At 69.7% G+C, this 19,139-nt stretch carries 20 protein-coding genes and 1 pseudogene; 14 read left to right on the top strand and 7 right to left on the bottom strand.

Features of this window, described 5'->3' with window-relative positions:
* Positions 1–60: 60 nt before the first annotated feature.
* The 3 genes from J8403_RS19600 to J8403_RS19590 form a co-directional block, all read right to left on the bottom strand.
* Positions 61–1,449, bottom strand: a complete 1,389-nt coding sequence (locus tag J8403_RS19600) for an NAD(P)/FAD-dependent oxidoreductase (RefSeq protein ID WP_211124314.1) — start codon at positions 1,447–1,449, stop codon at positions 61–63.
* Positions 1,439–1,675 (bottom strand): ferredoxin, encoded by a 237-nt coding sequence (locus J8403_RS19595; protein ID WP_211124313.1) that lies wholly within the window; start codon positions 1,673–1,675, stop codon positions 1,439–1,441. The genes J8403_RS19600 and J8403_RS19595 overlap by 11 nt, the downstream gene beginning before the upstream one ends.
* Before the next feature lie 221 nt (positions 1,676–1,896).
* Complete coding sequence (locus tag J8403_RS19590) at positions 1,897–2,652, bottom strand: SDR family NAD(P)-dependent oxidoreductase (protein WP_211124312.1); 756 nt, start codon at positions 2,650–2,652, stop codon at positions 1,897–1,899.
* A 254-nt stretch (positions 2,653–2,906) separates the two neighbouring features.
* Here J8403_RS19590 and J8403_RS19585 point away from each other — a divergent pair, with 254 nt between their 5' ends.
* Entirely contained in the window at positions 2,907–4,187 is a 1,281-nt protein-coding gene (locus J8403_RS19585) for a hypothetical protein (RefSeq protein WP_211124311.1), read from the top strand.
* Here J8403_RS19585 and J8403_RS19580 read toward each other — a convergent pair.
* On the bottom strand, positions 4,177–4,509 hold the full coding sequence (locus J8403_RS19580; RefSeq protein ID WP_211124310.1) for a YnfA family protein: 333 nt from the start codon (positions 4,507–4,509) through the stop codon (positions 4,177–4,179). The genes J8403_RS19585 and J8403_RS19580 overlap by 11 nt on opposite strands.
* 86 nt (positions 4,510–4,595) lie before the next feature.
* On the opposite strand from J8403_RS19580, the pseudogene J8403_RS19575 reads away from it, so the two are divergent.
* A pseudogene (locus J8403_RS19575) lies at positions 4,596–4,688 on the top strand (DinB family protein); the annotation flags it as partial.
* 85 nt (positions 4,689–4,773) lie between these two features.
* Here the strand turns inward: J8403_RS19575 and J8403_RS19570 are convergent.
* Entirely contained in the window at positions 4,774–5,325 is a 552-nt protein-coding gene (locus J8403_RS19570) for a hypothetical protein (protein WP_237299092.1), read from the bottom strand.
* A gap of 116 nt (positions 5,326–5,441) precedes the next feature.
* Between J8403_RS19570 and hemL the strand changes: the two genes are divergently transcribed.
* From hemL to ccsB, 7 genes are all read left to right on the top strand, one after another.
* Complete coding sequence (gene hemL / locus J8403_RS19565; protein ID WP_211124309.1) at positions 5,442–6,758, top strand: glutamate-1-semialdehyde 2,1-aminomutase; 1,317 nt, start codon at positions 5,442–5,444, stop codon at positions 6,756–6,758.
* Between the two features lie 8 nt (positions 6,759–6,766).
* Entirely contained in the window at positions 6,767–7,453 is a 687-nt protein-coding gene (locus tag J8403_RS19560) for a histidine phosphatase family protein (RefSeq protein WP_174893822.1), read from the top strand.
* A gap of 234 nt (positions 7,454–7,687) precedes the next feature.
* Positions 7,688–8,872 (top strand): polysaccharide deacetylase family protein, encoded by a 1,185-nt coding sequence (locus tag J8403_RS19555; RefSeq protein ID WP_211124308.1) that lies wholly within the window; start codon positions 7,688–7,690, stop codon positions 8,870–8,872.
* Between the two features lie 106 nt (positions 8,873–8,978).
* Entirely contained in the window at positions 8,979–9,596 is a 618-nt protein-coding gene (locus tag J8403_RS19550; protein ID WP_211124307.1) for a TlpA family protein disulfide reductase, read from the top strand.
* A gap of 5 nt (positions 9,597–9,601) precedes the next feature.
* Entirely contained in the window at positions 9,602–10,366 is a 765-nt protein-coding gene (locus tag J8403_RS19545; protein ID WP_211124306.1) for a cytochrome c biogenesis CcdA family protein, read from the top strand.
* 3 nt (positions 10,367–10,369) lie between these two features.
* Positions 10,370–12,259 (top strand): cytochrome c biogenesis protein ResB, encoded by a 1,890-nt coding sequence (gene resB / locus J8403_RS19540; RefSeq protein ID WP_211124305.1) that lies wholly within the window; start codon positions 10,370–10,372, stop codon positions 12,257–12,259.
* On the top strand, positions 12,256–13,350 hold the full coding sequence (gene ccsB, locus J8403_RS19535) for a c-type cytochrome biogenesis protein CcsB (protein ID WP_211124304.1): 1,095 nt from the start codon (positions 12,256–12,258) through the stop codon (positions 13,348–13,350). The genes resB and ccsB overlap by 4 nt, the downstream gene beginning before the upstream one ends.
* Before the next feature lie 103 nt (positions 13,351–13,453).
* Here ccsB and J8403_RS19530 read toward each other — a convergent pair whose 3' ends face one another.
* Entirely contained in the window at positions 13,454–13,924 is a 471-nt protein-coding gene (locus J8403_RS19530) for a PLD nuclease N-terminal domain-containing protein (protein ID WP_211124303.1), read from the bottom strand.
* A 90-nt stretch (positions 13,925–14,014) separates the two neighbouring features.
* On the opposite strand from J8403_RS19530, the gene J8403_RS19525 reads away from it, so the two are divergent.
* From J8403_RS19525 to J8403_RS19515, 3 genes are all read left to right on the top strand, one after another.
* A complete protein-coding gene (locus J8403_RS19525; RefSeq protein ID WP_211124302.1) occupies positions 14,015–15,466 on the top strand; it encodes a menaquinone biosynthesis decarboxylase in 1,452 nt (483 codons plus the stop codon).
* Complete coding sequence (mqnP, locus tag J8403_RS19520; protein WP_211124301.1) at positions 15,463–16,386, top strand: menaquinone biosynthesis prenyltransferase MqnP; 924 nt, start codon at positions 15,463–15,465, stop codon at positions 16,384–16,386. The genes J8403_RS19525 and mqnP overlap by 4 nt, the downstream gene beginning before the upstream one ends.
* Positions 16,387–16,467: 81 nt before the next feature.
* Positions 16,468–17,142: a UbiX family flavin prenyltransferase gene (locus J8403_RS19515; RefSeq protein WP_211128332.1), complete on the top strand. Its 675-nt coding sequence runs from the start codon at positions 16,468–16,470 to the stop codon at positions 17,140–17,142.
* Positions 17,143–17,153: 11 nt separating this feature from the next.
* On the opposite strand, the gene J8403_RS19510 is transcribed toward J8403_RS19515, so the two are convergent.
* Complete coding sequence (locus tag J8403_RS19510) at positions 17,154–17,330, bottom strand: hypothetical protein (protein WP_165449181.1); 177 nt, start codon at positions 17,328–17,330, stop codon at positions 17,154–17,156.
* A gap of 112 nt (positions 17,331–17,442) precedes the next feature.
* On the opposite strand from J8403_RS19510, the gene J8403_RS19505 reads away from it, so the two are divergent.
* Entirely contained in the window at positions 17,443–17,904 is a 462-nt protein-coding gene (locus J8403_RS19505) for an Lrp/AsnC family transcriptional regulator (RefSeq protein ID WP_014054040.1), read from the top strand.
* A gap of 46 nt (positions 17,905–17,950) precedes the next feature.
* Positions 17,951–19,129, top strand: coding sequence for an aminofutalosine synthase MqnE (gene mqnE / locus J8403_RS19500; RefSeq protein WP_078642837.1), 1,179 nt, complete (start codon positions 17,951–17,953; stop codon positions 19,127–19,129).
* The last annotated feature ends 10 nt before the right edge of the window (positions 19,130–19,139 follow it).

Raw genomic sequence — 19,139 nt, 5'->3', positions numbered from 1 at the left:
TGGGCCCCTGTGGGGCCCGGTGGGGCCCGGTGGGGCTCGCGTCAGGCGGTGGGGCTCGGGTCAGGCCGGGGTGAACGTGACGCGCTGGTCGGTCGGGGAGTGGCCGCTCACGGTGACCTGGGGGCCGTGGGTGGGCACCGACGGGTCGGGGAATCCGGCCGGCACCGGACGCATGCCTTCGGCCCGCCGGTCGACGGTGGTGAACGGCGGGGGGAAGGGCGCGGCCTGTTCGATCTGCCGCTGATGGAACTCCAGCCATTTCGCCTGGTCGAAGGTGACGGCGGCGATGACGCGGCCCTGGTAGCCATAGGCCGCGGTGAAGCGGTGTTCGCCCAGCGACCCCTGGCTGACGATGATCTGGTCGGCCATGTTCGGCACCCCGACGGACTTGATGTTGACGCCGAACTGGGCCGACCAGAAATACGGCGTCCACAGATGCGGACGGCGCTCCTCACCGCGGCAGATCATGTTGTGGGCGGCGACCGCGGCCTGCGCGACCGCGTTGCCCCAGTGCTCCAGGGACAGGAACTGGTAGCCGAACAGCGGATGCGGTGAGCGGGCGACGTCGCCCGCGACGAAGACATCGTCGGCGACGATGCCCCGTACGTCGAAAGCCCGGCAGCCCGCGTCGCAGGCGATCCCGCGCGGCCCCGCGGCCAGCCCGGAACCCGCGAGCCATTCGGTGTTGCGCGTCGCGCCCAGGGCGACGACGGCCACCTCCGCGTCCACCGTCCCGCCGTCCGAGAAGTGGGCCCGCCGCAGCCGTCCCGCACCGTCGCCCTCGAGCCCGGTGACCATGACACCGCAGCGCAGGTCGACGCCGTGCTGATGGTGCAGCTGGGCGGCCACATCGCCGATCACGCTGCCCAGGGCGCCCGACAGGGGCGTCGGGCCGCGTTCGGCGACCGTGACGGGCAGGTCCCGCTCGCGGCAGACGGAGGCGATCTCCGAGCCGGTGAATCCGGCACCGATCACCAGCACCCGGCTGGGCCCGGCCTTCAGCCGGTGCCTCAACCGGGTGGCGTCATCCCTGGTCCGCAGCACGAAGACGCCGTCAAGACCGGCCTCCAGCTCGTTCGGCCACGGACGGGAGCGGACCCCGGTGGCGATCAGCAGCCGGTCGTACTCCACCGAGGTGCCATCGGCGAGAGCCACCCGCTTGGCCGACAGATCCAGGCCGGTCGCGGCGACACCCAGCCGCCACTGCGCCTCGATCGCACGGCGCCGGGGGAGGGCCGTATGGTCGGCCGGCACCCTGCCGAGCAGGACCTGTTTGGACAGCGGCGGCCGGTCGTACGGTTCGTACGGCTCGTCACCGATCATGGTGAGGGTGCCGGTGAAGCCCTCTTCCCGGAGCGTCTCGGCCGCTCGCAGCCCCGCCAGGGAGGCACCCACGACGACGATGCGGCCCTCGCGCCTGAGCCGCTCCAGGGAACCGTCAACCGCCATCGGAGACACCCGCCCCCTCCGTGGCCCACATGGCGCCCGTGCCCTCCACGGTGATGGCCTTGACCGGACAGGCCGCCTCCGCCCGCAGGACGTCCAGGCGCCACGTGTCGTCGGGCTGCCCGTCGTACAGCAGCGCCTCCTCGCCGTGCATCGCGAACACATCCGGCGCGAGGAAGGCGCACTGCGCATAGCCCTGGCACCGGTTGAGATCTACGACAACCTTCATGACGCCTCCGCTTCACCGCGAGGTGACGGTCTCTCCCAGCATCGGAGAGACCTCGGGACGGCGCACATTCACCGGGTCGGACGGGCGGACTGCCAGGGCGGGCGGCCGGGGCGGACGGCTACGGGCCGCCCGTTCGCGGGCTCGGCGCTCGCGAACGGGCTCGGTAGCCGGGAACGGGCTCGGTAGCCGCGGAAACCGGGCTCAGCAGCCGCGGAACGGGCTCAGCGCTCGCGGTGGACCTTGTGCTGGGCGGCCTGGGCGCGTGGGCGGATGACCATCATGTCGATGTTCACATGCGAGGGGCGGGTGACCGCCCACTCGACCGTGTCGGCCACGTCGTCGGCGGTCAGCGGCTCGGCCACGCCCTCGTAGACGGCCGCGGCCTTGGCCTCGTCGCCGCGGTAGCGGTTGACCGCGAACTCGTCCGTCCTGACCATGCCCGGGGCGATCTCGATCACCCGCACCGGCTCCCCGCACAGTTCCAGGCGCAGGGTGGCCGCGATGGCGTGGGCGCCGTGCTTGGCCGCCACGTACCCGCCGCCGCCCTCGTACGCCACATGGCCCGCGGTGGAGGACAGCACCACGATCGTGCCGTCGCCGGAGGCGGTGAGGGCGGGCAGCAGCGCCTGGGTCACCTGGAGCACCCCCACCACATTGACCTCGTACATCGCCCGCCAGTCGGCCGGGTCGGCGGTGGCGACGGGCTCGGCGCCGACCGCGCCGCCCGCGTTGTTCACCAGGACGTCGCAGCGGTTCACAGCGGCGGCGAAGGACTCCACGGCGGCACGGTCGGTGACATCCAGGACATACGCCTCGGCCTCGTGCCCTGCCTCGGTCAGCTCGGCGGCGAGCGCGTCGACGCGCTCCTTACGGCGGGCGGCGAGGATGACGCGGTATCCGGCGGCGGCCAGGCGGCGCGCGGTCGCGGCGCCGATCCCGCTGCTCGCGCCGGTGATGACTGCGGTACGGGTGGTCATCGGCCCTCCTGTGGCGAGTGGCGCAAACGGTGGTGCCTGCGCATGATCCATACGCAGGATATGACGGCCTGATTTACCTCCAATCGGGGGACTGCAGATCGGAATCCGCTAGCGGGTCCTGGGCTCGGGGAAGGGTGCAGTGCGTCCGGCGCGGCGCCGGTAATGGAGCACCCATGCCCAAGGAGTGAATTCAGGTAATGACTCAGCAGAGCAGATTCCTTCAGCGGTCTCGTCGTTCTTTCCGGCGCTGGGGCGTGGCCTCAGCGGGTGCCATCGCAGCGGCGGCCCTGGTCACAGGTGCTCCGGGAACCGCATGGGCCACGGGCACCACCCCCGAGCCGCACTCGTCGTCGAGCAACAAGTGTCACCAGGACAGGGCCCACGGCGACAGCAAGGCGCACGACGAGAACGGTCATCAGGACCCGAACGGCCGCCACGATCACGTCCGTCACGATGAGGGCAGCCGTCACGACGACGGTGGGCGGCACGAGGACAACGGCCAGCGTGAGGACAACGGCCAGCGTGAGGACAACGGCCAGCGTGAGGACAACGGCCAGCGTGAGGACAACGGCCGTGACGACCACAGTCGCCAGGAGGACAACGGCCAGCGTGAGGACAACGGCCGTGACGACCACAGTCGCCAGGAGGACAACGGCCAGCGTGAGGACAACGGCCGTGACGACCACAGTCGCCAGGAGGACAACGGCGGCCAGGAGAACAAGGAGAACAAGGAGAACAAGGAGAACAACGGCGGCCAGGAGGACAACGGCCGGCGCGAGGACCAGGGGCGTCCGGACATGAGCAAGTACTTCCCCGGGAAGTACTGGCACGGCCTCCAGGGCCGCAGCATGGCCCGCCCCGAGCAGGCCGCACAGCCGCAGCAGGCGGCTCAGCCCGAGCAGATGGCCCAGCCCGAGCAGATGGCCCAGCCCGAGCAGGCCGCCCAGCCCGCTGAGGAGGCTCAGGACCGGGGCGCCGTGCGCCCAGTCGCCGTTCCCGTCCACGAGGACGACCAGGCGCGCCACGGCGAGGAGAACAAGCAGAACAAGCAGAACAAGCAGAACAAGGAGCACCAGGACGCGAAGAAGAGCGACCCGGTGACGATCGCCGAGGCGATCGAGATCGCCGAGTGCGAGGTCGGCGGCCGTGCCGTCACCGCCGAGCTCGTGGACTGCCCCGAGGACGACCCGCACCACAAGGGCAACCACAAGGGCAACCACCAGGACGAGCGCAAGGACGAGCGCAAGGACGAGCGCAAGGACGAGCGCAAGGACGAGCGCAAGGACCCGCAGCACCACGACAAGCAGCGCAAGGACGAGCACAAGGACCCGCACCAGAAGGAGGGCAAGAAGGTCTGGGTCGTGGAGGTCGAGTGCGACCACACCCTCACGACCGTCTTCATCGACCCGGCGACCGGCTGCGTCCTCGGCACGGAGCAGGAGCAGGACGACCACCACGGTGACCACGGCAAGCAGGGTGACCACGGCGACCACGAGGGCAAGGGCGGCCACGGCCGGCCGATGGTTACCGCCTAGGCACGTACATGATCACAGCGACTCCGGCCAGGCAGATCAGCGCTCCGATGACATCGAAGCGATCGGGCCGGTAGCCGTCGGCGACCATGCCCCAGGCGAGCGATCCGGCGACGAACACGCCGCCGTACGCCGCGAGGATGCGGCCGAACTCCGCGTCCGGCTGGAGCGTGGCCACGAACCCGTAGGCGCCCAGGGAGATGATCCCTGCGCCGATCCACGCCCAACCCCTGTGCTCACGTACGCCCTGCCAGATGAGCCAGGCGCCTCCGATCTCCAGGAGCGCGGCCACGGCGAACAGAGCGATGGAACGTGCGGTGAGCATGGGGGAAGGGTACGGCCCGGTCATGAGGCCTGAACGAACCGCTCATGGGCCCACCTGAGCCCCGGGCGCCGGCCGAAATTCCCTTTGCGCGCATCCCGGCCTGGGTGAACGCCGAGCGGATCAAGAACGCCACCGAGATCGGCCAACTCCGCCTGCTGCGCGCCGCGTCCGCGGCGTAGGAGCCCGGCCTCAGGGCCACGGCCCGATCTCAAGCCCCGGGCCTCAGGGCCCCGGCCTCAGGGCCCCGGCCTCAGGGCCCCGGCCTCAGGGCCACACCAGGCAGTACGCCTGGTGCCCCGCCTCGTGCAGGCGGTGGCTGAAGTCCTGCCACTCGTGGAGCAGCTGATAGACCGTGAAGGCGTCCCGGGGGCCGCCGCGGTCGGGGACCGTGGACCAGATGAAGGCCGCGGCGCCCACGGACTCCTCGCCCACGCCGCGCAGCGGGTCGACGACGGTCATCGGGAGCTTGACGACGGCGTAGTCCGGGTGGAGGACGACCAGTTCGAGCGGGGGGACCCGGTGGAGCGGGACGCCCTCGATGCCGGTGAGGACCATCGCCGCGACCGTCTCCGGCTTGATCTTCGTGAACATGCCCTGGCCGAGCTCATCGCCGCCGAGCTCCTCGGGGCGCATGGAGATGGGGACCCTGGCCGCGGTGGCGCCATCGGGCGCACCGAAGTACTTGTAGGTCACCCCCATGCGGCCCCCGCTTCTGCCTGCCCTGCCCGCCTCGCCCCGCCGATGGCGTCCGGGCCGGGCACGCTCGGGGCCGCCTCGGTCGTCAGTCCCTTCACCCAGTTCGCCACCGCGATGCATATCTCCACCCGACCACTCGCGGCCACTACCGCGCAACCCGATCTCTGTTACAGCAACCTCCCCCACGCTCGGGCTGTGAAACGCCCGGCCGCAGGAGTCTGTCCGGCTCTGACAACATGGCTAGCGTGAGCTATCCGTACGCAGCCCCAGTTTCGCAGACGCTTTTCGATCGCGCGGCCGCCGTGACCCCCGGCGGCGTGAACTCTCCGGTGCGGGCGTTCCGCGCCGTGGGAGGAACGCCCCGGTTCATGGTGTCCGGTGACGGTCCGTACCTCACCGATGCCGACGGACGCGAGTATGTGGACCTCGTGTGCTCGTGGGGACCGATGATCCTCGGCCATTCCCACCCCGAGGTCATCGCGGCCGTGCAGGCCGCCGTCGCTCGCGGTACGTCGTTCGGCACGCCCGGTGAGGGTGAGGTCGAGCTCGCCGAGGAGATCGTGGCGCGCGTCGCCCCCGTCGAGCAGGTGCGCCTGGTGTCGTCCGGCACCGAGGCGACGATGTCGGCGATCCGCCTGGCCCGCGGGTTCACCGGACGGTCAAAGGTGATCAAGTTCGCCGGTTGCTACCACGGGCATGTGGACGCCCTGCTGGCCGCGGCCGGGTCCGGAGTGGCGACCTTCGGGCTGCCGGACACCCCGGGGGTGACGGGAGCGCAGGCGGGGGAGACCGTGGTGCTGCCGTACAACGATCTGGAGGCGGTCCGGGCGGCCTTCGTCGCGCACCCCGGGGAGATCGCCTGTGTGATCACCGAGGCGTCGCCGGGCAACATGGGCGTGGTCCCGCCGCTGCCCGGGTTCAACGCGGGCCTCAAGCAGCTGTGCGCCGACCATGGCGCGCTCTACATCTCCGACGAGGTCATGACCGGCTTCCGGGTCTCCCGGGCCGGGTGGTTCGGGCTGGACGGCGTGGAGCCGGACCTGATGACCTTCGGCAAGGTCATGGGGGGCGGCTTCCCGGCCGCGGCCTTCGGCGGGCGCGCCGATGTCATGGAACGCCTGGCCCCGGCCGGCCCGGTCTACCAGGCGGGCACGCTGTCCGGGAACCCGATCGCCACGGCGGCGGGCGTCGCGCAGCTGCGGCTGCTGGACGACGCGGCGTACGGACAGGTCGACGCGGCCTCCGAGCGGCTGCGGGCGATGGCCACCGAGGCGCTCTCCAAGGCGGGTGTGGCCCACCGGGTGCAGGTCGCGGGCAATATGTTCTCGGTCTTCTTCACCGACGACGAGGTCACCAACTACGAGCAGGCCAAGGCGCAGGAGTCGTTCCGCTTCACCGCCTTCTTCCACTCGATGCTGTCCCAGGGCGTCTATCTCCCGCCGTCCGCCTTCGAGTCCTGGTTCGTCTCCACGGCGCATGACGAGCGGGCGCTGGAGCGGGTGGCGGCGGCTCTGCCGGGGGCGGCGCGGGCCGCCGCCGAGGCCACTGAATGATGGGTGACATGACACAGAGCGAGAACGACATCACCGTCGTCCATGTGATGCGCCACGGCGAGGTCCACAACCCGGAGGGCGTGCTCTACGGCAGGCTGCCCGGCTACCACCTCTCGGACCTGGGGCGGCAGATGGCCGACCGGGTCGCCGAGCACCTCGCCGACCGTGACATCACCCATGTCGTCGCCTCCCCGCTGGAGCGGGCGCAGGAGACGGCGGGGCCGATCGCCAAGGCGCACGGCCTGGACGTGGCCTCGGACGAGCGGCTGATCGAGGCGGCGAACGTCTTCCAGGGCAAGACCTTCGGCGTGGGCGACGGCGCGCTGCGCAAGCCGGCCAACTGGCGCCATCTCACCAACCCCTTCCGCCCGTCCTGGGGTGAGCCCTATGTCGACCAGGTGGTGCGGATGATGGCGGCGCTGGGCCGGGCGCGGGACGCCGCGCGGGGGCACGAGGCGGTGTGCGTCAGCCATCAGCTGCCCATCTGGATCGTGCGCAGCTTCGTGGAGCGGCGGCGGCTGTGGCACGACCCGCGCAAGCGGCAGTGCACCCTGGCCAGCCTCACCAGCTTCACCTACCGCGGCGACCGGATCGTGGCGGTGGGCTACAGCGAACCGGCCCGTGATCTCGTCCCGGCCCATCTGCGCGCGGGCGCCAAGCCGGTGAAGGGGGCTTCCAAGGGCTTCGGCGCCTGAGGGCTTCCAAGGGCTTCGGAGCCTGAGCGGCGGGCTACGGCGCCCGCGGCGCCCGGTGACCGGCACATGGCCGCACGGTGGCTTGTGCGCCACGGGGCGCGTTCCCCAATGGAGACATTGTGTCCACCGTGTAATTGACCGCGCTCCTTCGGAACCTCGCTATTCGCTTCGCCATCTCCAGGGTTGTCCGGACACCCCGGGCAATCGGAACGGCGAGTGCGAATAGAGGACGTTATGCGTGAGGTCAGCCGGAGGGGGATCCTCGGTCTGGGTATGGGAGCGGCGGCATCACTGGCCGTCGCCGGCTGTTCCTCAGGATCCGGGACGCCGAAGCCCGCGAAGAAGACCACTCAGGCGAAGCCGATCGGTGACGGATCCACTTCGAAGGGTGAGCAGCGGCCGGCGGACCCGAAGCCCGAGCGGCTGGCACCGGGGCAGAAGCCGCCGCAGTTCGTGGTCTTCTCATGGGACGGCGCGGGAGAGGTCGGCAACGGTCTCTTCCCGCGGTTCCGCAAGCTCGCCAAGGACCATGGCGCGACCATGACCTTCTTCCTCTCCGGTATCTACTGTCTTCCGGAGTCGAAGAAGTCGCTGTACCGGCCGCCGAACAACCCGGTGGGCGCCTCCGACATCGGCTATCTCACCGATGAGCACATCAAGGAGACGCTGCGCAACGTGCGCGAGGCATGGCTCGAGGGCCATGAGATCGGCACCCACTTCAACGGCCACTTCTGCTCCGGAAGCGGGTCGGTGGAGAACTGGACGTCCGCGCAGTGGAAGTCCGAGATCGACCAGGCCATGTCCTTTGTCACCGAGTGGCGGACGAATACGCGCTTCACCGATGTGGAACCGCTGCCGTTCGACTACCACAAGGAACTCATCGGCGGCCGCACGCCTTGTCTGAAGGGCCAGACCAATTTGCTGCCGACCGCCCGGGAACTCGGCTGGCGCTATGACGCCAGTTCGCCCGGCGGACTTCAGGTGTGGCCGTCGAAGAAGCAGGGCGTGTGGGACTTCCCGCTGCAGCAGATTCCCTTTCCGGGGCACACCTTCGAGGTGCTCTCGATGGACTACAACATCTTGGCGAACCAGTCGCAGAATTCCACCAATGCCCCGCCCGCGAACTACCCGGGCTGGCGCAAGCAGGCCACCGACGCGTACATAGCCGGCTTCAACCGGGCCTATGAGACCAACCGTGCCCCGTTTTTCATCGGCAACCACTTCGAGCAGTGGAACGGCGGTATCTACATGGACGCCGTCGAAGAGGCGCTGAAGCATATGGCCGACGAGAAGCGGAAGGACGTCCGGCTGGTCTCCTTCAAGCAGTTCACCGACTGGATGGACGCACAGGACCCCGCGGTCCTGGCCGATCTGCGCGGGCTCGGCGTGGGTCAGGCGTGGAGCGCGAGCGGCCACTGACCGCGCCGGCGGGCCGTAAGGTCCGCGGAGGTCCTCCGGACCCCTGGCGGGGGTGCCCGGAGGGGGGTGGCGAAGATCCGCAAAAGGGCCATGCGAAACTTTTCACATGAGTGCCTGCCGTGCCCTTCGGGGCCTCGCGACCCGTCGTGGCGCAACCGTGCCGGCCATCGGGGCCGTGATCGCCGCGCTGTCCCTGACCGCCTGCGGCGGGGGTGGCGCCTCGGGCGGCTCCGCCGACACCAAGTTCGTCCAGGGCAAGGGCGGGGTGGACACGGTCTCCGAGGAGAACCGTAAGGACGCCCCCCAGCTCTCGGGGAAGACCCTGGAGGACAAGCCGCTGGACGTGGCGGACTACAAGGGCAAGATCGTGGTCCTGAACGTCTGGGGCTCGTGGTGCGCCCCCTGCCGGGCCGAGGCGTCGAACCTCGCCAAGGTCGCCAAGGACACCAAGGCCAAGGGTGTGCAGTTCGTCGGGATCAACACCCGTGACTCCAACCGCGCCCCCGCGCTCAGGTTCGAGAAGGAATACGGCGTCGACTACCCGAGCCTGTACGACCCGATCGGGAAGCTCATGCTGCGCTTCCCCAAGGGCAGCCTCAACCCGCAGGCCATCCCCTCGACGATCGTCCTGGACCGGGAGGGCAGGATCGCGGCCCGCGCCCTGACGCCGCTCAGCGAGGAGCGCCTGCGGTCGATGATCACCCCGCTGATCGCGGAGAAGTGACCTCCGTGAGCACTCTGGCCGCGGCCACCGATCCCAACCAGACCGTCCTGACCGGGGCGCTGCTGCTGGCGCTTCCGGTCGCCGTGCTCGGCGGGCTGGTCTCCTTCTTCTCCCCGTGCGTGCTGCCGCTGGTGCCCGGCTATATGTCGTATGTCACCGGGGTCACCGGGACGGATCTGGCCGAGGCCAAGCGCGGCCGGATGGTCGCGGGCGCCTCGCTCTTCGTGCTCGGCTTCACCGTGGTCTTCGTCTCCGGGGGCGCGCTCTTCGGCAACTTCGGCTGGACCCTCCAGGAGCACAAGGAGACCATCTCCAAGGTTCTCGGGGTCGTCACGGTCGTGATGGGCCTCGCCTTCATGGGGGTGCTGGGGGGCTTCGGACAGCGGGAGTTCCGCTTTCACATCAAGCCCACGCTGGGGCTCGCGGGGGCGCCGGTGCTGGGCGCCCTGTTCGGCGTCGGCTGGACGCCGTGCCTGGGGCCGACGCTCACCGCCGTCAACGCCCTGGCGTTCAACGAGGCGAGCGCGGGGCGCGGGGCCCTGCTCACCGCCGCGTACTGCGTGGGGCTCGGGCTGCCCTTCGTGGTGGTCGCCGTGGCCTACCGCCGGGCCCTGGGTGCCTTCGGCTGGGTCAAGCGGCACTACGTCTGGGTGATGCGAGCCGGGGGCGGCATGCTCGTCGTCCTGGGGGTGCTGCTGCTCACCGGTATCTGGGACACCATGATGGGCTCCATGCAGACCTGGGCTCAGGGCTTCAACGTTGGGATCTGACTGATGTCCACCACCGATACCGACACCGCGGCCGGCCAGGAGGCGCCGCCCGAGAGCGGTGCGACCGCCGAGGAGCGTGAGCTCGGCGCCGCGGAGTCGCAGCTGTCCACCGCCCCGGCCGAGGAGATCAACATCCCCTCGCTGGGGCCGCTCGGCTGGGCCCGGTGGTTCTGGCGGCAGCTGACCTCGATGCGGGTCGCGCTGCTGCTGCTCCTGTTGCTCTCCCTCGGCACGATCCCCGGCTCGCTGGTCCCGCAGACCAGCATCGACCAGCTCAAGGTGCAGGACTTCCAGGAGCGGCACCCGACGCTCACGCCGATCTACGAGAAGCTGCAGCTGTTCCACGTCTACAGCTCGGTGTGGTTCTCGGCGATCTATCTCCTGCTGTTCATCTCCCTCATCGGCTGCATCGTGCCGCGCACCTGGCAGTTCATCGGCCAGCTGCGCGGCCGCCCGCCGGCCGCGCCCCGCCGGCTGACCCGGCTTCCCGCGTACACCACCTGGCGCAGCGAGGCGGAGCCGGAGCAGGTGATCGAGGCCGCCCGGAAGATCATGAAGCGGCGCCGCTTCCGCGTCCACGGCTCGGGTGACGCGGTGGCCGCGGAGAAGGGCTATCTGCGCGAGGTGGGCAATCTGCTCTTCCACATCGCGCTGATCGTGCTGCTGGTCTCCTTCGCCGCCGGCCAGTTGTGGAAGACCGAGGGCAGCACCCTGATCACCGAGGGCGGCGGCTTCTCCAACAGCGTCACCCAGTACGACGACATCAAGTCGGGGCAGCTGTTCGACAACGACGATCTCGCCCCCTTCGGCTTCCAGCTGAACCGCTTCACCGCGACCTATGAACGCAGCGGTCCGCAGATGCGCACCCCGCGCACCTTCCGCGCCGATGTGTCCTACTGGGACGGCGCCGACGGTGCCACCCGCAAGACCTCCATCAAGGTGAACGAGCCGCTGGAAATCTCGGGCTACAAGGTCTACCTGCTGAACCACGGCTACTCGCCGGTCGTCACCATCCGGGACGGCAAGGGCAACGTGGTGCACCAGGGCCCGGTGGTCGGGCTGCCGATCGACGGGGCCAACCTCACCGAGAGCATGGTCATCAAGGTCCCGGACTACCGGGACAAGAACGGCAAGAAGGACCAGATCGGCTTCCAGGGGCAGTTCCTGCCGACCTGGGTGCGCAGCCAGGGGATGTTCTCCGTCTTCCCGGCGCTGGACAACCCGGCGCTGGTCCTGACCGCCTACCACGGCAGCCTCGGCGTCGACGGCGGCACTCCGCAGAGCGTGTACCAGCTGGACAAGTCGCGGATGAAGCAGTTCATGGAGTCCGACGGCAAGACCAAGTTCGCCCGGGCGCTCAAGGTCGGCGACACCATGAAGCTGCCGAACGGCGCCGGAACGCTCTCGTTCGACGGCGTCAAGGAATGGGCCAGCTTCCAGATCTCGCACAAGCCGGGTGACCAGGGCGCCCTCATCGGCGCCGTGGCCGCCCTGGTGGGCCTGGCCGGCTCCCTGTTCATCCAGCGCCGCCGGGTGTGGGTGCGCGCGGTGCGGGGCGATGACGGCACCACCGTGGTCGAGATGGCGGGGCTCGGCCGCAGTGAGTACGCCAAGCTCCCCGAAGAACTCGCCGATCTGGCCGTCCGTCTGCAGACGGACGCACCTCCGGCCCCGGAAGCGGAACCCGATCCGGAGCCCGGCCGGGACTCCACCGAGGAGCCCGGCCGGGACTCCACCGAGGAGCCCGGCAAGGACTCCACCGAGGACGCCGGTAAGGGCTCCTCCAAGGACCCGAGCAAGGACTCCGGCAAGGAGCCCACCAAGGACTCCGCCTCGGAATCCGCATCCGACACCGCAGATCCCGCAGATCCTGCCGAAGGAGCGCGCGCGTGAACCTCGCCGCCGAAGTCAACGAGAACCTGGCTCATTACAGCAACGTGCTGATCTACTCGGCGATGGCGGTCTACACGCTCGCCTTCCTCGCGCATATCGCCGAGTGGGTGTTCGGCAGCCGCAGCGCCGTCGGCCGCACCGCCGCCGCGATCACCGCCGACGCCGCGACCGCCCAGCGCGCCAAGGTGACCGTGCAGGTCGGCGGGCAGAGCGGCGGCACCGCCGTGCTGGAGCGACCGAAGATCGTCACCCGCTCCGCGGCGGGCAGCCGCGATGTGCCGGACGGGCCGGGCGCCGCGGGCGGCACCGAACGGGGCGATGTCTACGGCCGGATCGCGGTGGGCCTGACCGTACTGGCCTTCCTCTTTCATGCGGTGGGCGTCCTCTTCCGCGCGCTGTCGGTGCAGCGGGCCCCGTGGGGCAACATGTACGAGTTCTCCACGACCTTCGCCATGGTCGCGGTCGCCACGTACCTCGTGCTGCTGGCGCTGAAGAAGAATGTGCGCTGGATCGGGCTGCCCCTCGTCACCACGGTCCTCCTCGATCTCGGTCTCGCTGTCTCTGTCTTGTACACCGACAGCGACCAATTGGTTCCGGCCCTGCACTCGTACTGGCTGTGGATCCACGTCAGCTGCGCGATCGTCTCCGGCGCCTCGCTCTACATCGGGGCCGTCTCCACGCTGCTGTACCTCTTCCGCGACCGCTACGAGGCCCGGCTGGAGGACCCGGAGGGCAAGCAGTACGGCCGGTTCGCCACCTCCGTTCTGGAGCGGGTGCCCTCGGCGGCGTCGCTGGACAAGTTCGCGTACCGCATCAACGCCACGATCTTCCCGCTGTGGACCTTCACGATCATCGCGGGCGCGATCTGGGCCGAGGCGGCCTGGGGCCGCTACTGGGGCTGGGACCCCAAGGAGGTCTGGTCCTTCATCACCTGGGTCGCCTACGCCTGTTACCTGCACGCCCGCGCCACCGCAGGCTGGAAGGGCCGCAAGGCCGCCTACCTCGCGCTGATCGCCTTCGGCTGCTACCTGTTCAACTACTACGGCGTCAACATCTTCATCACCGGCAAGCACTCCTACGCCGGGGTCTGACACCGGAACACGCCAACGGCCGGTGCCCGTGACCCAGGTCACGGGCACCGGCCGTTGGCGTGTGGACGGTCCCGGCCGCCGCGTCAGGCCGTCCGACCCCGCCTCAGGACGCGGCCGGCGGCGGTGAGTCCTCGGGACCGGAACCGGAACCGGAGCCGGGCCCCTCGCCCTTGCGGCGCAGCTCCTCCTCGCGGCGGCGGAGGTCGGCCTCCCAGTCCTTCAGCCGCTCCTCGTCGCTCTCCTGGTCGCCGGGCGGGTCGGCCCGCGCGTCCTCGTCGTCCTTACGGCTCTTGTCGTTCAGGGACTTGAGGAACTCGGGATTGTCGTCCGGCGCGACCCATCCGCCCCCGCCGCCCGCGCCGCGGGCAGCGCCCCGGCCGCCGCCTCCGGCGACGGCGCGCTTACGGCCCGCGATCAGCCAGGAGATGGAGCCCACGACGGGGAACAGCAGGACGAGGATCGCCCAGATGGGCTTGGGGATATAGCGGATGTCCTGTTCGTCGGTGGTGATGCAGTCGATGAACGCGTAGATGCTCAGTGCCAGCGGCACCAGGATCATCAGCACCCGTAGCATGAGGCGATTCCCCCTGCGTGTGGTGTTCGGGGCGGTGGCTCGGGCCCCCAGTTACGGGACCAGGGTAGTGCGTACCGGATACTGGGACGCATGGCTTATGACGATCTTCGTTCCTTTCTGCGGGCGCTCGACAAGGAAGGCGACCTCACGAGGGTCAAGGCCGAAGTCGATCCGTATCTGGAGGTCGGGGAGATCGTCGACCGGGTCAACAAGGCGGGCGGCCCCGCGCTGCTCTTCGAGAACGTCAAGGGCTCGTCGATGCCGCTGGCCATGAATGTCTTCGGCACCGACCGCCGCCTCCTCAAGGCCCTCGGACTCCGCTCGTACGACGAGATCAGCGAGAAGATCGGCGGGCTGGTCAAACCCGAGCTGCCGCAGGGATTCGGCGGTATGCGCGAGGCGTTCGGGAAGCTGGGCTCGATGGCCCATGTGCCGCCGAAGAAGGTGAAGGAGGCGCCCGTCCAGGAGGTGGTCCTCACCGGCGAGGACGTCGATCTGGACCGGCTTCCGGCGCTGTTCACCTGGCCCGAGGACGGCGGGTCGTTCTTCAACCTCGGCCTCACCCACACCAAGCACCCCGAGACCGGGGTGCGCAACCTCGGCCTCTACCGCCTCCAGCGCCATGACCGCCGCACCATCGGCATGCACTGGCAGATCCACAAGGACAGCCGCAACCACTACCAAGTGGCCGCCCGGCGCGGGGAGAAGCTCCCGGTGGCGATCGCCTTCGGCGCGCCGCCCGCCGTGACCTACGCCTCGACCGCGCCGCTGCCCGGCGACATCGACGAATACCTCTTCGCGGGGTTCGTCCAGGGCCGGCGGGTCGAGATGGTCGACTGCAAGACGGTGCCGCTCCAGGTCCCGGCGGCCGCCGAGGTCGTCATCGAGGGCTGGCTGGAGCCCGGAAAGATGCTGCCCGAGGGCCCGTTCGGCGACCATACGGGCTTCTACACGCCCCAGGAGCCGTTCCCGGCCCTGACCATCGACTGTGTGACGATGCGGCGGCGGCCGCTGCTCCAGTCGATCGTGGTGGGCCGTCCGCCGACCGAGGACGGACCGCTGGGGCGGGCGACCGAGCGGTTCTTCCTCCCGCTGCTCAAGATCATCATCCCGGACATCGTGGACTACCACCTCCCCGAGTCCGGCGGATTCCACAACTGCGCGATCGTCTCGATCGACAAGAAGTACCCCAAGCACGCGCAGAAGGTGATGCACGCCATCTGGGGCGCCCACATGATGTCGCTCACCAAGCTGATCGTCGTAGTCGACGCCGACTGCGATGTACACGACTTGCACGAGGTCTCCTGGCGCGCTCTGGGGAACACCGACTACGGCCGCGATCTGACCGTGGTCGATGGCCCCGTCGACCACCTCGACCACGCCTCGTACCAGCAGTTCTGGGGCGGCAAGGCGGGCATCGACGCCACCGCGAAATGGCCCGAGGAGGGCTATACGCGCGACGGCGGTTGGCCCCGCATGGTCATGTCCGACCCGGAGATCGCCGATCGGGTGACAAAGCGATGGAAGGAGTACGGGCTGTGAGCGCCGATTCCGCAACCTCCGATCTCTTCGGCCCCGAACCGGCGCCGCCCGGGCGGGTCCGCGCCTTTCTGCGGCTGGTGATGATCGAGCACTCGGTCTTCGCGCTGCCCTTCGCCTACACGGCCGCGCTGACCGCGATGCACCTGTGGGACGGCACCGTCCACTGGACGCGGCTGCTGCTGATCACGGTCGCCATGGTCGGCATGCGCACCTTCGCGATGGCCTGCAACCGGATCATCGACCGCGAGATCGACGCCCGCAATCCGCGCACCGCAGGCCGTGAGCTGGTCACCGGCGCCGTGTCGGTGCGCACCGCCTGGACCGGCGCCCTCATCGCGCTCGCCGTCTTCCTGGGCTCGGCGGCGCTCCTGGGCCCGCTCTGCCTGGCGCTGGCGCCGTTCGCGGTGGTGCCGATGGTGGTCTATCCGTACGGCAAGCGGTTCACCGACTTTCCGCACGCCATCCTGGGGCTGGCCCAGGCCATCGGCCCGGTGGGCGCCTGGATCGGGGTCACCGGCGAATGGTCGTGGGACGCGGTGATCCTCGGGCTCGCGATCGGCATCTGGATCGGCGGCTTCGACCTGATCTACGCCTGCCAGGACGTGGCGGCGGATCGGGCGCACGGGGTGCGGTCGGTGCCGGCCCGCTTCGGCATCGCGGGCGCCCTGTACGGGGCGCGCGTCTGCCATGTGGTCACCACGGCCCTGCTGGTCTGGTACGCGCTGGCCACCGGCGCCGGTCCGTTCTTCTGGGTGGGGCTGGTGATCGTCGCGGTGGCGTTCGGGTACGAGCACACCATCGTGCGGCCCGGCGATCTGTCCCGGCTGAACCGCGCCTTCTTCACGGTCAACGGCTTCATCGGGATCGCCCTCTTCGCCTGTGCGCTCCTGGACCTCGTGGTGCGGGGCCTCAGCCCGTGAGACCCGCCGGATAGGCTCGGTGACGTGGAGACGCCGCACGAGCCTTACGGACCGCACGAGCCGTACGGGCCGCACGAAGAAGTGAGCCGGCGCCGTCCCTGGGTGGTCGGCGTGTCCGGCGCGTCCGGGACGCCGTACGCCGCCTCGGTGCTGCGCGCGCTGCTGGCGGCGGGGGAGGCCGTCGACCTCGTGGTCAGCAGGGCGTCACGGCTGACGCTGCTGGACGAGACGGGGATCGGCTTCCGGGACGCCCACTGGCGCGAGGATCTGCGCCGCTGGCTGGCGCGGGGCGCGGACGGCAGGCCCGACGCCTTCGAGGTGCCCGCCGAGGTCGCGGACGTGGCCCACTGGGCGGCCGGGGACCTGGCCGCCGGGCCGTCCTCCGGCTCGTATCCGACCAAGGGGATGCTGATCGTCCCGGCGAGCACCGCGTGTGTGGCCGGGGTGGCGCTCGGGCTGTCGAAGGATCTGCTCCAGCGGGCCGCGAGCGTCACGCTCAAGGAACGGCGCAAGCTCGTGGTGGCGGTGCGCGAGACGCCGCTGAACGGGCAGACCCTCAAGGCTCTGGTGTCGCTGGACGAGGCGGGCGCGGTGGTGCTGCCCGCCTCGCCGGCGTTCTACGCGGCGGCGACGCACATCCAGGATCTGGTGGACTTCGTCGCGGGGCGGGTGCTGGACGCGGCGGGGGTGCCGCACAAGCTGTACCGCCGGTGGGAGGGGGAGCTCGGTGGGGACCGGGACCGGGGAACGGCCTAGAGGAGCCCGCCCTAGCGGGTCCAGCGCCTCCTGGTGCGCGCGGCCCGGGCCGCGACGACGGCCGCGCGGCGGGCCGCACGGGAGACGGGCCGGTCGGTGGCATGGGCTGCACGCGAGCGGTTGGCCAGGTCCCGCAGCTCGAGCATGCGGGCCTCAAGACCCTCGATCGTGTACACGGTGAGTCTCATCTCCTGAGGACAGGTTGATCGCCTGAAAGATTTACAGGGCTTGTGGCCCTGATGCCTTAGATTCTACATGTAATCTCGCTCAATCTCTGAATAATGGAAGGCGTACGTGCTTATGGACGCGGTGGACAGGCAGCTCATCCAGGCCCTTCGGGAGAACGGCCGGGCCTCGTACGCGGAGCTGGGCAGGCTGGTCGGCCTCTCCGGGCCCAGCGTCACGGACCGGATCAACCGCCTGGAGGCCGCCGGGGTGATCACCGGTTATCGCGCGACCGTCGACGCCGCCTCCCTGGGGCTCGGCGTCACCGCCCTGATCGGCATTCAGCTCTCGGACGCCACCGACCACGAGGAGGTGGCCCACCGGATGCGCGAGCTCGCCGAGATCGAGGACTGCTGGTTCATCGCGGGCGACGACTCCTACATGCTCAAGGTGCGCGCCTCCGATGTGGACGGCCTGGAGCGGACCATCCGCCGGCTCTCCGGCACCAAGGGCGTCTCCCGCACCCGCACCACGATCGTGCTCTCCACCAAGTGGGAGAACCGGGTCGGCGAGCTTCCCGAGGACATCGAGGCGTAGTCTCGGCCAAGGCTGACATCAGCAGACGTATTGGGAGGCGACCGGGGTGACGGGGACCACACACGACGCGGGTTTCAAGCGGGAGTTGGAAGAGAAGGTCCGCGCGGGCGAGCGGCTCTCGCGGGAGGACGGCATCGCCCTCTACGAGTCCGACGACCTGGCCTGGCTGGGCGGTCTCGCCCATGAGGTGCGCACCCGTAAGAACGGCGACGTCGTGCACTTCAACGTCAATCGCCACCTCAACATGACGAACGTGTGCACCGCGTCCTGCGCGTACTGCTCCTTCCAGCGCAAGCCCGGCGAGAAGGACGCCTACACGATGCGCATCGAGGAGGCCGTCCGCCTCGCCAAGGCGATGGAGAACGAGAACCTCACCGAGCTCCACATCGTCAACGGCCTGCACCCGACCCTTCCCTGGCGCTACTACCCGCGCTCGCTCAAGGCGCTCAAGGAAGCCCTGCCGCAGGTCTCGCTGAAGGCGTTCACCGCCACCGAGATCCACCACTTCGAGAAGATCTCCGGCATGCCGGCCTCGGAGATCCTCGACGAGCTGATCGACGCCGGACTGGAGTCGCTCACCGGCGGCGGCGCCGAGATCTTCGACTGGGAGATCCGGCAGCACATCGTCGACCACGAAACCCACTGGGAGGACTGGTCGCGGATCCACCGGCTCGCGCACGAGAAGGGGCTCAAGACCCCCTGCACGATGCTCTACGGGCATATCGAGGAGCCCCGCCACCGGGTGGACCACGTGCTGCGCCTGCGTGAGCTCCAGGACGAGACCGGCGGCTTCCAGGTCTTCATCCCGCTGCGCTACCAGCACGACTTCGTGGACATGAAGGACGGCAAGATCCGCAACCGCCTTCAGGCCCGCACCACCATGGCGACCGGCGCCGAGGCGCTGAAGACCTTCGCCGTCTCGCGGCTGCTGTTCGACAACGTGCCGCACGTCAAGGTCTTCTGGGTGATGCACGGCGTGCAGACCGCACAGCTCGCGCTCAACCACGGCGCGGACGACATGGACGGCTCGGTCGTCGAGTACAAGATCACTCACGACGCCGACTCCTATGGGACGCCCAACAAGCTCACCCGTGACGACCTGCTCGAGCTGATCCGGGACGCCGGCTTCCGGCCGGTGGAGCGGAACACCCGCTACGAGATCATCCGCGAGTTCGAGGGCCCGGACGCGGCCCGCCGCGAGTCCCCGCAGCCGATGCGGGTGTGACCCGTCCCGC

It is taken from the genome of Streptomyces yatensis (genome assembly GCF_018069625.1).
Taxonomy (GTDB): domain Bacteria; phylum Actinomycetota; class Actinomycetes; order Streptomycetales; family Streptomycetaceae; genus Streptomyces; species Streptomyces yatensis.
The sequence above is the reverse complement of the archived record's forward strand: the minus strand, read 5'-3'. Positions and strand labels throughout refer to the sequence as shown.

What these genes read in the sequence shown, in the direction of transcription:
- J8403_RS19595 (WP_211124313.1), bottom strand. Translation starts at nt 1,675, where the DNA reads ATGAAGGTTGTCGTAGATCTCAACCGGTGCCAGGGCTATGCGCAGTGC.
- J8403_RS19560 (WP_174893822.1), top strand. Translation starts at nt 6,767, where the DNA reads ATGACACAGAGCGAGAACGACATCACCGTCGTCCATGTGATGCGCCAC.
- J8403_RS19590 (WP_211124312.1), bottom strand. Translation starts at nt 2,652, where the DNA reads ATGACCACCCGTACCGCAGTCATCACCGGCGCGAGCAGCGGGATCGGC.
- resB (WP_211124305.1), top strand. Translation starts at nt 10,370, where the DNA reads ATGTCCACCACCGATACCGACACCGCGGCCGGCCAGGAGGCGCCGCCC.
- J8403_RS19570 (WP_237299092.1), bottom strand. Translation starts at nt 5,325, where the DNA reads ATGCATCGCGGTGGCGAACTGGGTGAAGGGACTGACGACCGAGGCGGC.
- J8403_RS19505 (WP_014054040.1), top strand. Translation starts at nt 17,443, where the DNA reads ATGGACGCGGTGGACAGGCAGCTCATCCAGGCCCTTCGGGAGAACGGC.
- J8403_RS19600 (WP_211124314.1), bottom strand. Translation starts at nt 1,449, where the DNA reads ATGGCGGTTGACGGTTCCCTGGAGCGGCTCAGGCGCGAGGGCCGCATC.
- J8403_RS19550 (WP_211124307.1), top strand. Translation starts at nt 8,979, where the DNA reads ATGAGTGCCTGCCGTGCCCTTCGGGGCCTCGCGACCCGTCGTGGCGCA.
- hemL (WP_211124309.1), top strand. Translation starts at nt 5,442, where the DNA reads ATGGCTAGCGTGAGCTATCCGTACGCAGCCCCAGTTTCGCAGACGCTT.
- J8403_RS19525 (WP_211124302.1), top strand. Translation starts at nt 14,015, where the DNA reads ATGGCTTATGACGATCTTCGTTCCTTTCTGCGGGCGCTCGACAAGGAA.
- J8403_RS19580 (WP_211124310.1), bottom strand. Translation starts at nt 4,509, where the DNA reads ATGCTCACCGCACGTTCCATCGCTCTGTTCGCCGTGGCCGCGCTCCTG.
- J8403_RS19510 (WP_165449181.1), bottom strand. Translation starts at nt 17,330, where the DNA reads ATGAGACTCACCGTGTACACGATCGAGGGTCTTGAGGCCCGCATGCTC.
- J8403_RS19530 (WP_211124303.1), bottom strand. Translation starts at nt 13,924, where the DNA reads ATGCTACGGGTGCTGATGATCCTGGTGCCGCTGGCACTGAGCATCTAC.
- J8403_RS19555 (WP_211124308.1), top strand. Translation starts at nt 7,688, where the DNA reads ATGCGTGAGGTCAGCCGGAGGGGGATCCTCGGTCTGGGTATGGGAGCG.